Origin of the sequence: Geobacillus uzenensis (genome assembly GCF_002217665.1) — a bacterium.
GTDB classification, from domain to species: Bacteria; Bacillota; Bacilli; order Bacillales; family Anoxybacillaceae; genus Geobacillus; species Geobacillus subterraneus.
The window spans coordinates 255,000-270,245 of sequence record NZ_NEWL01000005.1 but is presented as its reverse complement, the minus strand read 5'-3'; the positions used below and the strand labels follow the sequence as shown (position 1 = coordinate 270,245).

The following is a 15,246-nucleotide window of genomic DNA, read 5'->3' as shown; positions in this document are numbered from 1 at the left end:
CCATCCATTTTTTAACTTCCAACAGTTCCATCTACTATTTGCACCGATTCTCCTGGAATTAGGGTAACATAAATTCTCTCAGGCTCTACCGGCTCACCAGCAATTAGTTTCAATAGATGTTCGGAAGCAATAGAGCCCCATTTGCGCTTTGAATATTCAATGGTTGCTAGACGAGGACGAGTATAACGAGACACTTCAATGTTATCGAAACCGATAATGTGAATATGCTCACCGACTTTATAATCTGTCTTATCCAAAAAGTTGTACATACCAATCGCCATTTCATCGTTTAAACAAAAGACTGCAACTGGTTGGTCATACTTCTCGATAATTTGCTGTGCTGCACGTTCTCCAGACGGCTTATGAAAGTCCCCTTCAATCTCTGTATAATCGATATGCGGATGGCGTTCGATCACTTGCCTGACGGCTTTCAAACGCTGATCAGAATCATATGAACCCTTCGGTCCTGTAACAACATAGATTTTACGATGGCCCCTCTCGATTAAATAATCCATTGCCAAGGTAGCGCCAGCTTTATTATCAAGCAATACTTGGCTAATGTTTGGATGATCCAGTTCTCGATCCAGAACGACTAGTTTATGTCCACGGTCGGCGTAGTTAAGCAATTCTTCACTGGAAAACGTTTGATCTAAAATGATAGCGCCATCAATCATTCGTTCCGGCAAAAAACGATGTGACTGTTTACCACTGCAGACAATAAGTTCATACCCGTTATTCTCCAAAGTTTCAAGCATCCCTTGCAGCAGCTGACCATAAAATGCCCCGCTATAATTAGTTAAAAAAGCGCCAATAATTTTTGTTTCCCGTTTTTTTAATGTTCGCGCCGCTGCGTTCGGCACATAATTCAATTCTTTCGCAATCGCTAAAATCCTCGCGGTCGTTTCTTCTGTTACCTTCGGACTGCCGTTCAAAGCATAAGAAACTGTTGATATAGAAACTCCCGCTTTTTTCGCAATGTCTTTAATACTAACCATCAAAACTCTCTCCTATCTAACCCACGTACTCTTTCCATATATTATACATTGTTTACTTAATTTTTTATACAAATCCAGATCGCTTCTATTCTCTCCCTGATTCCCCAAAAAATATGGCGGCCCTATCAAGACCGCTCAAACGTTACTGCATAAAAATCTCAATGATATTCGAATCCTCTCTTAGTAAGCCGTTGAGATCTTGTTGGCTAATTCGAACACCGCTGTTACGATAACGGTTTGTCATGGTTTGTGCTTCAATATCCCGGCCATTAACGACAACACGATTTATATATTGACCGCGAAGATGATAAACAAATGTAACTGGACGCCCCATCCACTTAAAATGAAACTCGAGCCCATCAAGCTTTTGCGGTAGTACCGGATCAATGACGAGATCACCTGCCAACAGACGAATTCCTAAACAATGGGAAATCAACTGATTCATATATATCCCTGGACCGCTTGAATAAATACGCCAGCCGCCTTTTACCGGTATCTTTCCTTCACGCAATTGGTCAAACTGCTCTTGCGCTTCATAGCGCGTGTTAAATTTTCCGTCTGAACTACTGAAATATGCATTACTTTGCCGTCGTTCTGCATTCGGCACAACGTCTTGAATTCCTACTGGATTAATAATTGATAAGCCGTTCCATGCTTCTTCAGCCTTTCCTAGTTTCGTCATCGCCTCGACAAAACGAATATGAGCGTGGACGTATTGAAGGCCAACTTCCCGACCAAAATTAGCTGCCTGTTCGGCACGCTTAAAATGAGTGCTTACGCCTCCATCATACCTAGCAGGCCGATCCATCAAACGAACACCGTCTGGAAAATACAATTTCTCCTTGATAAGTTGATAATGAGCTTCTGCCTGTTCTGGTGCCAACAATTCACTGATGATTCCTCGGGTCATCGGAATCAAACGATAGTGAATTCCTGTTTTTGCATCGTCGGGATGAAGCATCATCTCTACTTTCCCCGGTTTCTCCATATAGATGAACCCCGGAATTACTTCTGATGACAGTATATAGCGATGAAAATCTGCCTCGATTGCCGAAGCCAATGCTTTAAGTTGTGTCGCCTCTTCTCCATCCACATCTACTAAAGCGCGCGATAACTGACGAAAAGCTTGGTAAGTTAATGCAACCGTCCAACTACTTACCATATATTGTTTCAGTTGAGCGTTAGCCGGCTGAAGTGTGTCATCCCAGTCGCCATCCCCGTACGATGATAGATGCGTCCCATGTAAAAAATGTTGTTTAATGCAGGCAATCGCTTTTTTGACGTGTTCCCATATAGTAGCCGTTTCTTCTGTAAACTCGAAACTGTCTCGTTTCGTATAAGGAACCCTTTCTTGCAGAATGCCGTAATCTTTCGTTGCAATCAAATAGTCCCCCAACACTTTCAATGGCCAAACAATAATATCGCCATGACTTTCTTCCTGCTGAACCCGAGAGTACTCGTCAAACATAAACCACTGTGGCCAGTTGCCGTTTTCATACTGATGAGAATATGCGGTTTTTAAAATATCGCGAACTGCTCCGTAATGTTGGGCTGCCATCAAATACTCGGTTGGCCCTTGACATACGTCCCTCGTTCCCCAAGCAGCCCCAGTATATTGTTCGAGTCCGCGTGGAACTAAATAATGAACAAACATATTGTGTGTATACCACCAAGCAAGAGCATTCACTCTTCTCAGTTCATCCGTTACTTCCCCATTCTGGGATAAGAAAAACCCGTTCATGACTGTTTGATAAAAGGCACGATAACATTCAATTTCTGTTTCCGCCTTCCGTCCAACAAAAGGCATTTCCTTACCGTCAAGAAGGCCTTGGATTGTTATTGTCCACTCACTCGTTGCACTTACGTCCAGAACAACAAGAGAAGCAGACTGCGGCAAAACGTTTGATGCAAACTTTCGTTCATCCGCGACCTTAACATCCGCACCAGATACCTGCAACTGATAACATAAGTTAGGATATGTTTTAGCACTATCCGATGCTTGATCCGCATAAAACGAAATCGTTTGCCCCTTTGTTTTCATCAGGAACGGTACTTCGTATTCATGGTTATTCATCGATACTTGGTTCGTAACAAGGTAACGATAGGCTTTGCCGCTGGCAGAGCGGACATGCAAATGCACTTCTGGTGCATCAACCGTTGTATAATTCGTAATAATCAACAAATCGTCTGTCGTTTTATAAAACCACCGTGCATAGTTAAATCCCATTTCAAACATCGATGGCATGGTTAATAAACGGTATACACCATCTATTTCTACGTAAATGCGTTGACCGGGTGTCTTCATGACGTTCAACGCATTACGGGTATTCGTTAACATTTTGTTGAACGATGTATTACCAACAGCAATTTGCGAATTAAACACCCCGTACATATAAGATGTCGACGTCATGATGTTGGATGACCGTTTTGTATTTTTTCCAGATAGAATAATATGACCGTGTGGCCGCTCAACAAGCAATTCTTTTTTCTTTAAAACAACATGCTCATATGTTTCCGTGAAGAAGGAAAGCAGTTGGTTTCCATCCCATTCTTCCTGATAACGCTTGGGAAAGAAATGATCCACTTCTTCTTTTGTCATTGACTCCGATCTCAAAGGTGCTCCGAAAACAGAGGAAATTTTTATCTTATCCACAACTTGAACAGCTGTTTCCCCTTTAGCATTTACACATTCCCAGGCATCGAATATCTCCTTTCCATACTCTAAGGAAGTAACGGCTGAAGGATGATTTTCTTTAAAAAGACCATAAAAAACAAATCGTGCTTCCCCTTTTAATTTTACCTTCTCAGATTGCAAGGCAATATAAGCGAACTCATACTGGTACACTTCATTAGCAAGAGTTTCCTTTGTCAATGCTTCAGGTTCATTGGTTTCCTTATATGACAACCCAAAAAATTGGAAACCGTCTGTTGAATAGCCAACGGCTTTTGTTAAAGCCCCCTGCTGTATATAAGGAAAAGATCCATGTTGAGGCAAGTTTTGACGGGAGCAGACAACAAATCCTTTATGCTCGTCTTTAAATACTTTGTGATCAATATATTGCGATATAAACGCCTCATTTGTTCGAACAGCACCTTTATCAGCAAGGCCTAAATCTTGGCCATAAATGATATCGATTTCTGCATCATGACCATCAACAGTCACATCCCAAAACCAAACTCCCTGTTCTGTAAGGGTAAAGATCACACGATAACGAATGTGATGAATCTTTCCTTCCCAAAAAACTTGGGAATTTGAAAAACCTACTTTGCTTTCAGAGCGAATTCCCAACAGCGGAAACACTCTTATACCAGAATCGTTGTGTATCCGCAAATACAGATTGTTCAATGATCCATCGATCGGGTTAGCCATCACCTGATTAATCATCGTTGTTTTATGCGTTGCTACACAAAGGTCGCCACTATTCAAAAAAGTAAATCGGTAATCTCCCGCTTCGATGTTAAATGTTGAATCTGCTATCATCGCCATCTTTATCTCTCCTTATTTTACCAACTTGAACGTAAGAGCCATTACATCCCGGCTATTGGGGCCAATATAAGCAACAAATGTTCCAGCATCACTTGTAAATTGCAAGTCCGAATGGTAATAACGAAGTTGCTCCTCTGTTAAAGTAAATGTTACCTTTTTTGTTTCGCCAGGTTGCAGAAAGACTTTTTGAAACCCTTTTAGTTCTTTCACCGGACGAACAACTTCTCCTGCGATATCACGCACATAAAGCTGAACCACCTCTTCACCAGCCACTTTTCCTGTATTCGTTACGTTTACAGAAATGGAAAGAGGTTGGTCTGGAGTCATATAATCTGAAGACAACACTACTTCGCTATATGAAAATGTTGTATAGCTCAACCCGAATCCAAATGGAAACAACGGTTCATTTGGAATATCCAAATATTGCGATACATAACGTTCTTGAGCATCCGGCGCATCTTTCGGGCGACCGGTATTGAAACAGTTGTAATACACTGGTATTTGCCCGACCGAATATGGGAATGACATCGTTAATTTTCCAGAAGGATTCGCATCTCCAAACAATAAATCAGCAATAGCTGCCCCACCTTCTGTTCCTGGATACCATGCTTCTAAAACGGCATCTACTTGATCGACCACTCCGTGTAAATCGAGAGGACGCCCGTTAAATAACACAGCAATCAACGATTTATTAAACTGTTTTAGTTCCGAAATCAATTCAAGTTGAACTCTTGGCAAACGAATATCCGCACGACACCCAGCTTCTCCACTCATGTCTGAATGCTCGCCTAACGCTAACACAATGACATCTGCTTCACGAGCAATATCAAGAGCTTCTTGCCACTGTTTCTCCGTTGTTGTTTCAATGTCACATCCTTTAGCAACCAAAAGAAGCGATGGATCAACTTTCATTTTGAACCCGTCATATAACGGAATCGCCTCATCTTTGGAACCAAGACATGACCACGGACCTAAAATATCGCCGCTTTGAGCAAACGGCCCAATCAAAGCGATCTTCTTGTCCCGGTTAAGCGGAAGAACCCCTTCATTTTTTAATAAAACGCATGATTTTGTTGCTAATTCACGTGCTGCTTGACGATGCTCTTCGCAGAGGATGATCTCTTTTTCCCGTTTCTCATCGGCTCCCCGATACGGATGTTCAAACAGCCCTAATTTTTGTTTTAACCGTAAAATGCGGAATACGGCCTCATCAATTAATGTTTCGTCAACCCATCCGCTTTCGACGAGCTCCTTGAGGTGGTGAATGTAACATGCGGACATCATTTCAATATCCACCCCTGCCTGAATGGCTTTATAAGCCGCTTCCCTTTCATCCTCAGCCACACCATGTGGAATCATTTCTTTGACAGCTCCCCAGTCCGAAATCAGGACACCATCAAAATTCCATTCATCTCGAAGCAAATCTCGCATCAGCCATCGGTTTCCTGTAGCCGGAATACCATCTACAGTATTGAACGATGTCATCACCATTTCACAGCCTTCATCAATCGCAGCCTTGTAAGCAGGCAAATAGGACTCCCGCAACTGCCGTTCGGACATGTTAACCGTATTGTAGTCGCGCCCGCCTTCTGGTGCTCCATACGCAGCAAAATGTTTAACACAAGCAGCAACCCGATCAAAATCATTTTGCAAGTTCTCCCCTTGGAAACCGCGAACAAACGCCCGGGCAAACTGACTGTTTAAGTAAGGATCTTCTCCTGTCGATTCTACCACTCTCCCCCAGCGCGGATCCCGTACCAAGTCAACCATTGGTGCAAACGTCACATGCACTCCCGATATCGCGGCTTCCTTAGCGGCAATTTCAGCACTCTTTTCGGCTAGTTCCAAATCCCATGAACAGCCAATTGCCAGTGGAACCGGAAAAATGGTTCTATAGCCGTGAATCACATCAGCCATAAATAACAAAGGGATGCCTAAGCGATTGTTCTTCAAATGGGTTCTTTGAATATGAATAACTTCTCTCGCACCTGAGGTACCGAGCACTGAGCCGCTATTGCGAACGACTTCTTTATTCACTTTTATCGCTGCCATGGGACCTGTAATCTGTCCCTCGTTTGCTGCTCCCTCGAAAAAAGGTGGGGCTAGCTGCACCAATTGGGCAACTTTCTCATCCAATGTCATCTCTTCAATAATAGTGAGTATCCTTTTTTCTTGTTCCGTCATTTTCTGATCCCCCATTTTTTGTTGCTACAAACACGTATTGGTTCTCTAGCAATCACAAAGAATAGAAACGTTTCGATTGGTTTATAATTGGATTATAAACGCTTTCATTAGGATGAGTCAATTTCTTATCGAAACGTTTCTCCAAAAAACACAAAAAACATCACCTTTTACTACTATTTCTATACACAAATCCCTCTTAAGATAAATGTTTTAAATAAATTGATTAAAGAATTAAAAAACATGCTTGAAAACGATTACAGATAGGATTATAATAATTTTATCGAAACGTTTCAATCGAAAGGTTGTTTCGGTTGACTTTTTGTCATATATCGAAACGTTTCACCTTTATTGAAACATCACCACACATACCAGGGGGGGAGTTGCCAACCGTCTGTTTTAGGCTTAGACTAACAATAAACCATTATCATTTAGGGGGGGGGGACAGAAAGAGAGAAGTTGCCTTATTTGTCTACCTAGGAAACAATGAGCACTCATGAGGAAGCTCTGCCAACCAATCAAAAATGAAAATAGCAACTAACAGATAGTAATTTTTATGTATAATAAGTAAAATATGACAATTAACAGGATGGTTTTACCATTTGCATTTCTTGATGATATAAGGAAAAAGAATGTTTGGGGGAATGTCGTAATGAGAAAAAAATTTTTGACAACCGCCTTACTAAGTACATTTCTTATTTCAGGAACACTTGCAGGCTGTTCGTCCGGATCAAGCACATCAACAGATAAAACAACCATTAACGTATGGGCAATGGGAGAAGAGGCAAAATCCCTTCCAAAAATCGTAACAGACTTTGAAAAAGAAAATCCAGATATCGATGTGAAAGTCCAAGCCATCCCTTGGGATCAAGCCCACGATAAACTATTAACAGCTGTAGCATCCAAAAAAGGGCCTGATGTTATCCAAATGGGCACAACTTGGATCCCTGAGTTTGCATCGGCTAATGCACTATTGGATTTAAAACCATATATTCAAAAGTATCCTGAGTTTAGTGAAGATAACTTCTATCCCGGTTCTATAGAAACAACAAAGTATGAAGACAAAGTAGTAGGCATTCCATGGTACATTGATACGCGAGTTCTCTACTATCGTACAGATTTATTGAAAGAAGTCGGATACAATGAGGCTCCAAAAACATGGGAAGAATTGCGAGATGCAGCGAAAAAATTAGCTAAACCGAGCGACAATAAATATGGGATAAGCATTGATACTAATGAACAAACTTTGGCGTTTATGTTCGCCCGTCAAAACGGCTCTAAATTGCTTGACGAACAGAACAAACCGCTGTTCAACCAAAAAGAATTTGTAGAGGCTGTAGAGTATTTGAACAGCTTCTTTAAGGATGGTTCTGCACCGAAAGACTTAGGAATGGATATCGTACAAGCCTTCCGAAGCGGCATCATTCCGATGTTCATCAGCGGCCCTTGGATGGTTAAGTTAATCAACGATCAAGCCCCTGACTTAAAAGGAAAATGGGCAACAGCGGTTCTCCCAAAAAAGGAAAACAACATCTCGGCGTTGGGCGGTTCTAACTTGTCAGTTTTCCAATATACGAAGCATAAAGACGCTGCATTGAAATTTATCGCATTCATGAGCAGTCCGAAAACGCAAGTCAAATGGATGGAAATGACCAATTCCCTTCCTGCTACAAAAGAAGCATGGCAAGATAAAGCTTTACAAGAAAATGAATTGTATAAAACATTTGGGCAACAAATGGAGGCTTCTAAGCCAATGCCGATGATCAAACAGTGGGAAGAAATTGCCCAAACATACTTGAAGAGCTTTGAAAAGATTTATCGCGGCGGAGCAAACGTACAAAAAGAAATGGATGTATTCAATGCAAAAGCCGAGGAAATTTTAAGTAAATAGCTTAGCTTCACGGTTAACTAGCAGGATCTCCTGCTAGTTAACCTACTATTTCAGGTATAACGGAGGAAAGAGCCCGTGAAAGGTTTTACTAGTAATAAAACACCGTACCTCTTTATCGCACCAGCCGTTATTCTGTTAATATTATTTTCAATTCTGCCGATTTTCATCGCCCTGATCATTAGTTTTACGGATATTGATTTAGCAGGATTAGCCGACTGGTCAGCGATTAGTTTTGTAGGCTTGCAAAACTATAAAGACATCTTTGCCGACCCGGTTTTTATCAAATCGATCTATAATACGCTTTTTTACGTCATTTTCGGTGTTCCACTCGTTATTATTTGCTCCTTGGGCATCGCTCTTCTTATTAATTTCGGGAAATCACCCATCTTTAAGATGTTCCGTGTTATATTTTACATGCCTTCTATTACCAATGTTGTAGCGATTGCCGTAGTATGGAGCTATTTGTATAATCCTCAATTCGGATTATTTAATTACATATTGAAACTACTCCATTTGCCAACCATTCCATGGCTTCAAGACCCGACGATGGCGAAAGTCTCATTAATTATATTGGCCTTATGGAGAGCTATCGGTGTCAACATGATCATCTTTTTAGCCGCTTTGCAAGGAATTCCGAAAGAGTATTACGAGGCAGCACAGATTGATGGGGCAAATGGGTGGAAGCAACTTACAAAGATAACCATTCCATTGCTGCGATATGCCATCTTCTTTGTGTCTATTACCACTATGATTGGCTGGCTGCAGTTCTTTGAAGAACCGTTTATCATGACGAAAGGCGGTCCGCTGGACAGTACCACCTCCGTAGCATTATTCATTTATCAAAACGGTTTTGAATTCAGCAAATTCGGTTATGCCGCAGCAGGATCATTTATCTTGTTTATTGCCATTATTATAGTAACACTTGTTCAATTCCGATTACAAAATAAAGAGGGACATTATTGAGAGTGAGACTGAGGTGACACCTATGGCATTGAAAACGGCAAAAAGTCAATCTACGTATTTTTGGGGAAAAGGGAAAAGTGAGCAATGGATTGCTGGTATTGCGTTGGCAATAGGCGGGGTTCTTATCTCTATTCCGTTTATTTGGATGATTTTATCCGCTTTTAAAACGGAAAGTGAGGTCATGCAAATCCCTCCAACTCTGTGGCCTGACCAGCTCACCTTGGAAAATTTCGTTTATCTATTTGAAAATATGAACTTTGCGCTATACTTGAAAAACACGATCATTGTTGTCCTTTGCTCTTTTGTCGGGTTGTTTTTAAATGCAATGGCCGGATATGGATTTGCTAAGTTTCAATTTAAAGGGAAAGAAAAATTGTTTTATCTTGTATTAGCCACCATGATGATCCCTGGTCAGGTTACAATGATTCCTGTGTATTTAATCTTAAATGAAATGCACTTAACCAATACAATGGCAGGGATTGTTTTACCTGGACTTGTGGGGGCGTTTAGCATCTTTCTGTTCCGACAGTTTATGTCAACGATTCCAGATGAGTTGCTGGAAGCTGCTCGTCTGGACGGAGCCAACGAATTCCGGGTTTTCACCCAAATTGTTTTGCCGATTTGCAAACCAATTCTTGCAGTACAAGGGATTTTAACATTCATCGCCGGCTGGAATAGCTTCCTCTGGCCTCTCATTATTGCTAACGATGAAAGTCTTTACACATTATCAGTTGCTTTATCTTTATTAAAGGGACAATATGGAGGAAATTTTGCTCTGCAAATGGCAGGATCCACTTTTATGGTTGTTCCAATTATCATAGTTTTTCTCTTCTTCCAAAAACACATTATCGAAAGTTATACCATTTCCGGTATGAAATAAAAGTGCCAGTATCTCTTTACTGTCGAAATGACATTCAGTGTAAAAGATTCATGCCATAGTAAAACGTTGTCCGCCCCAATCGTTTCCGGTCATCCTTAAGCCAATGGCCGCTGACCGGAAGCCCCCTCTCATCGACATGCAACTTCGTCTCTACTTCCGTTATCGATGAAGGGGAATTGGGGACTCTTCCATTTTGAATGATATGCCGATTAGAACTTTACGTTTTTGAAGTGAAGACTTCCCGAGCCATCCCATGATGGAAAATGAATACTGTGCAGCTGTCCATCATTCCCCTTCCCCCTGCTTCATTTGTGTATACACGTCATCGTATTGTTTGGCCAAGTCAAAATCGAGCTTCGTCAACCCTTTCGCCCGCCATGATGACAGTTTCACGGTGATAAGCTTGTAGTCGATCGAAATGAACGGATGGTGGTTCGCGCTTTCGGAAATGGCGGCGATTTGCCGAACGAACTCGATTCCTTGCAAATAGTCCTGAAAGCGGTATTTTTTCACAATCCACCGCTCGTCAGTCAGCTTCCAGCCGTCTGTCTCAGCAAGCAGCGCTTGCACTTCTGTTTCGGTCAGCCGCACCTTTATCCCTCGCTCTCGATATGTTGAAATTTGTCGGCCGGCGAACCCGGCGCTTAGCAAACAATCGCGAAAAAACGGTCGCAAGGCGACATCCCATTCACCAGCGATGGACAAATGAGGGAGACCGTGCCACAGGGGGCTCTACCCATTCAGCCCGCACCGTCCGTCCCATTGGGCGTCCGCTGAATGTGTATACCGCTCGTATGAATGCCTAGGCACAGTTTCAAGTCCATTCCTTGATCCACCAGCTTTGCCTCTATTATACCATTAGATGGCTGCAGCTGTCATAGAACAGAGATGCCATCTGCCTACGATGGCACCTCCCTTTTCTGCTTACGAAGACCCGTGTTCGTTTCAAGTTAGCCCGGCAACAGTGAAACGCAGCAAGTGATGGCGGGCGGTTCTGGCGCGTAAACCTTCTGTTAGCCGTTTATGTTTCCGTTTGCTGGTGCGGCCATTGGGAGCGAATGGCTTCCAAATCAGCGAGACATTGCCCGACTTCGTCGGCCGACAGCCAGACGGGCATTTGGTCGTACAGGATAACGACCTGTCCTTCCTGTTCGGTTTCATGGCGCCGTAAGTATGCTTCCAACTGCTCAAGCTCGCTTTGCCGGAGCACGGACTCGACTGGGAACGTTTTGAACCGCTGAATGGTAAAGGCGGTGCCTTGTTCATCGTACGTGCCCGTGATCAGGCGTCCGTTGATTTTGGTCATGCCGTTTGCCTCCTTTGCTTTTTTGTTAGTATAGCCAAACAGGCAAACGGCAGGCGGACGGCTAATCGTCGAGCGGGCCGAACTTTTGCTCGTAATGGGCCAGGGCGAGCAGCGGGAATATGTGACGATAGCCATGGTAGTGGATGTAAAAGGCGCCGGCCATTCCTTGTCCGACCGGGTACGAGGCGGTCCAATCCGGGTGATGAAGCAGGCGGAATAAGGCGCGAAAGCCGGCTTTCATTTCCGCGGTCGGACGATCGGCAGCGGCGACTAGCGCATCAAGCGCCCAGGCGGTATGGACCGGCGTGCTGACGCCAAGCGGCACGTACGTTTTCGCTCCATCGCTTTTGCACGATTCGCCCCAGCCGCCGTCATCGTTTTGGATACTCAACAACCAGCGGACAGCTTTTTGCAGCGCGGGATGGTGAGCGGGAACGCCGACGGCTGCAAGTCCGGTGATGGCCACCCATGTGCCGTATATATAGCAAATCCCCCAGCGGCCGTACCATGCGCCGTTTCGCTCTTGATGGCTTAGCAGCCAGTCGACAGCGCGGGCGGCGGCGCGATGGTCTTTCGTGATCCCGGCGAATGTCCCGAAATATTCGAGCGTCCGTCCGGTGAGGTCAGCGGTGGATGGATCCATCAACAAAAACTCCGCCCCTTCAATCGGCAAATAGCGCCAAAAGCGGTGGCTGACGTTTTTTTCAAACGCCGCAAAGCCGCCGTCATCGTTTTGCATCGAAAACAGCCATCGGTTGGCCCGGTCCCACGCATGGCGAAACGCTGTCTCTTTCGCTGCCGCCCGGCGGATGGCGCGCAGCGCGGCAGTCGTATCGTCGACGTCCGGGTTCATCGTGTTGACATCGGAAAACCCCCAGCCGCCCGGTATGCCATACGGGTTATGCACCGCCCAGTCGCCGTAGCGGACATGCTGACGCGACAACAAATAGCGGTTCGCTTTTTCGATCGTCCGGTCGGTCAGCGGCACACCTGCTTCTTGCAGCGCATAGCTCGCTAGCGCCGTATTCCAAACCGAGGCGGTCGTATATTGCATATGCGCATGCCCGTCGATTGTTGTCCGCAACGAGCGCAAGCCGCGGACAGCCTTCCTAATAAGCGGATCATCGTTCCGATAGCCGAGCGCGAGCAACGCAAAAATCAGCAAAAATGTCGAGCTGAAGTAACTGTACAGCGTGCCGTCCGGTTCAATATGCTCAAACAAATAACGGACCGCACGCTGTTTAGCGGCTTGATGCAGCGCGGCAGGAAGCCCGATGAGCGACTGTTTGACGTAGGATCGCAGCGACCGGCCTTCCGGCATCCGCCAATCGCCGCGCAGGGCAAACAAATCAGACAGATCCGGGCTTTTGGCCGTTTTCCGGCTGTAGCGGCTGTCGGCCGCGATGAGAAGCGGGATCATATTCGCCCTTCCGTAAACGGAAAGGTCGTACATATTGAGCGGAAACGACGGCGGAAGCAAGAAAAATTCAAGCGGCAGCGGAAAACGGCCTGGCCATGGGTACTGCCCGGTCAACGCAAGCATCACCTTTGTAAACAAGTGAACGCGGTCAAGGCCGCCCATGTCCAAAATGTACTGTTTCGCTTTTTGCATGTGCGGATCAGTTGGTTGCCGATAACCGGAGTAAAGCAGCGCATAATACGCTTCCGCTGTCGCGGTGACGTTGCCGTCGCCTTCATCCGCAAAGAGCTTCCACGCCCCGTTTTCCCCTTGCCGGCTCTCTATTCGCTCGACGAGCGCTTGAATCAACGGTTCATCATTTATTTCAAGCGTCCGCAATAAAATGATCATATAGGCGTCTGTCGAAATGCCTGTTTCAAACGGAAACCGCCACGATCCGTCGGCCGCTTGCGACCGTTTGAGCGCGGCAATCAACGCGCTTCGTTCATCGGCCACCATGCATCGCCTTCCTTTTTCACAAAATTCCGTTTCCTTCCATATTTATTCGTCCGGTGGGCCGTCGATGCACCAAAAGGGGGATCACTATGCGTTGCTTGAGGCCGAAAGCGTCATCCCTTCCCCTTTCCCTTGTTGACGTCTATCGGGAACTAAAGAAAAAGCAAAAGAAAGGGGACACGACCGTATCTGAACGTGACTTAACCGCCAAAGAACGGCAGTTCATCAGCCGCATCCGGGCGGTGACTGCGGAACACAACGAAAACAATGTGACCCGAACGGCGGCGTATCTCGATTTTTACTTGCGCCATCGCGAAATTCATTGGGCGTTTTTAGGGCATATGGTGTCGCGCAACGGTGGCTGGAATATGACCGACTTAAAAGGAGAGCTGCTCATGCGGCTGCTCTCGGAAGAAGAACGGCAGTCATTTTTTGCTTTTTTGGAGCGCGGCAACTGGCTGATTTTCCAAGATATTTATCCGCAGTTTCTGCTGTATGAAGAAAGCCAAAAGCACGGCCGACCGCTCTTTTATTTATTGCCGTATGTTGGCGTTTCGACATTTATGGAAACGATATGGAACCATTTTTGGCACCGCGGCGATCTGTACACGTTGGCCATCGCCCTCGTGATTAACGAACAAAGCTATTTGGAACGACGAGTCATTCAACATCCCGTATTTCAGCAAACCGTCTTTCAGACACTCAAATTTCAACTGCAAGAGCTGCTCCATTTCAATCACATCTTGTTCCCGCATGACGATGGCCAAGGCGGCACCGCCTTGATCGGCCAAACGCTTCACCAGTTTGAGTCGCTCCATGAACGCATTTTGCTCGGCAAACGGCTGTATTCGATTTTGTTTGACAATGAAGAAACGCTGGAAAATGCGGTGCGCTGGGCTGTCAGCCATCCACATACCGGCTCGCGCAAAGATTATTGGCCGCACTTGTTTAACGATGTGTGTGAATCGTTTCCAAGGGAACCGTACCGCCGCCGCATCCGCGACTGCCAAATCGTTCCCGGCGCCCCGCGCCTGTACAGCCCGCAGCTTCGCCATGCGTGGAAAAACGTCGCCCATGAGGCGGCCGAACCTGGCGACTGGTTTACAGATCCGCACGTCGTCCGCTATCTCGTTAAACCGGAACAACCGATCAATGGGGAGATCATTCATGCGTATTGTGAAACACTTGAAAAAATCGAACTGGCGATCATCGCCAAAAACGCCTTCTTCCACGCGCGCTAGGCGCCGCGCCTATTTCGCCTCGGCGCTGCTTGCCTCTTGGGCCGGGACGTATTTGGATTTATATTTCACTAGAAAAGGAGTGTACGCCTTTCCGAAGCGCCCGTTTCCCTCCCTCTTTTCGATCGATATTTTCTTTACGATGGTGGTTCTTCCGCTATGCACCGTTTTGTTTCTTTGGCTGATGGAGCGGCTTGGCCGCCTCGGACGCATTGGTTTGATCATCGCATCGGCTGCATTGATGGCAACATTCGAAACGAAAGCAGAAGCGTACGGCTTGTTCGTTCACGCCGCTCTGTGGAGGCATTCGTATTCTTTTGCTGGGTATGGCGTATTTCTCGCCATCATCTGGAGCTTTTATCGCCGATTTCAACGGATTGACTAGCATCG

The 15,246-nt window shown here is 45.2% G+C and carries 11 protein-coding genes; 5 read left to right on the top strand and 6 right to left on the bottom strand.

Annotated elements, in window-relative coordinates; all coding sequences use genetic code 11:
• Positions 1-11: 11 nt before the first annotated feature.
• From B9L21_RS06680 to bglX, 3 genes are all read right to left on the bottom strand, one after another.
• Entirely contained in the window at positions 12-995 is a 984-nt protein-coding gene (locus B9L21_RS06680; protein ID WP_063165723.1) for a LacI family DNA-binding transcriptional regulator, read from the bottom strand.
• Between the two features lie 142 nt (positions 996-1,137).
• Positions 1,138-4,482 (bottom strand): GH36-type glycosyl hydrolase domain-containing protein, encoded by a 3,345-nt coding sequence (locus B9L21_RS06675; RefSeq protein ID WP_089134993.1) that lies wholly within the window; start codon positions 4,480-4,482, stop codon positions 1,138-1,140.
• A 12-nt stretch (positions 4,483-4,494) separates the two neighbouring features.
• Positions 4,495-6,666: a beta-glucosidase BglX gene (gene bglX, locus B9L21_RS06670; protein ID WP_063165722.1), complete on the bottom strand. Its 2,172-nt coding sequence runs from the start codon at positions 6,664-6,666 to the stop codon at positions 4,495-4,497.
• Between the two features lie 649 nt (positions 6,667-7,315).
• Between bglX and B9L21_RS06665 the strand changes: the two genes are divergently transcribed.
• From B9L21_RS06665 to B9L21_RS06655, 3 genes are all read left to right on the top strand, one after another.
• Entirely contained in the window at positions 7,316-8,554 is a 1,239-nt protein-coding gene (locus B9L21_RS06665) for a sugar ABC transporter substrate-binding protein (RefSeq protein ID WP_063165721.1), read from the top strand.
• A 75-nt stretch (positions 8,555-8,629) separates the two neighbouring features.
• On the top strand, positions 8,630-9,517 hold the full coding sequence (locus B9L21_RS06660) for a carbohydrate ABC transporter permease (RefSeq protein WP_063165720.1): 888 nt from the start codon (positions 8,630-8,632) through the stop codon (positions 9,515-9,517).
• Between the two features lie 28 nt (positions 9,518-9,545).
• Complete coding sequence (locus B9L21_RS06655) at positions 9,546-10,397, top strand: carbohydrate ABC transporter permease (RefSeq protein WP_413229271.1); 852 nt, start codon at positions 9,546-9,548, stop codon at positions 10,395-10,397.
• Between the two features lie 285 nt (positions 10,398-10,682).
• Here B9L21_RS06655 and B9L21_RS06650 read toward each other — a convergent pair whose 3' ends face one another.
• The 3 genes from B9L21_RS06650 to shc all read right to left on the bottom strand — a co-directional run bounded on the left by B9L21_RS06650 (position 10,683) and on the right by shc (position 13,621).
• Positions 10,683-10,988 carry a 4a-hydroxytetrahydrobiopterin dehydratase gene (locus B9L21_RS06650; RefSeq protein ID WP_063167333.1) on the bottom strand — a complete coding sequence of 102 codons (306 nt, stop codon included), beginning with the start codon at positions 10,986-10,988 and terminating at the stop codon, positions 10,683-10,685.
• A gap of 430 nt (positions 10,989-11,418) precedes the next feature.
• The gene (locus tag B9L21_RS06645) at positions 11,419-11,703 is read right to left on the bottom strand and encodes a hypothetical protein (RefSeq protein WP_063165718.1); all 285 of its coding nucleotides are present in this window, start codon (positions 11,701-11,703) and stop codon (positions 11,419-11,421) included.
• 61 nt (positions 11,704-11,764) lie between these two features.
• On the bottom strand, positions 11,765-13,621 hold the full coding sequence (gene shc / locus B9L21_RS06640; RefSeq protein ID WP_063165717.1) for a squalene--hopene cyclase: 1,857 nt from the start codon (positions 13,619-13,621) through the stop codon (positions 11,765-11,767).
• 86 nt (positions 13,622-13,707) lie between these two features.
• On the opposite strand from shc, the gene B9L21_RS06635 reads away from it, so the two are divergent.
• Both B9L21_RS06635 and B9L21_RS06630 read left to right on the top strand, forming a co-directional pair.
• Positions 13,708-14,859 carry a DUF2515 domain-containing protein gene (locus tag B9L21_RS06635; protein ID WP_063165716.1) on the top strand — a complete coding sequence of 384 codons (1,152 nt, stop codon included), beginning with the start codon at positions 13,708-13,710 and terminating at the stop codon, positions 14,857-14,859.
• A complete protein-coding gene (locus B9L21_RS06630) occupies positions 14,786-15,241 on the top strand; it encodes a CBO0543 family protein (protein ID WP_225995625.1) in 456 nt (151 codons plus the stop codon). Before B9L21_RS06635 ends, B9L21_RS06630 begins: the two co-directional genes overlap by 74 nt.
• The last annotated feature ends 5 nt before the right edge of the window (positions 15,242-15,246 follow it).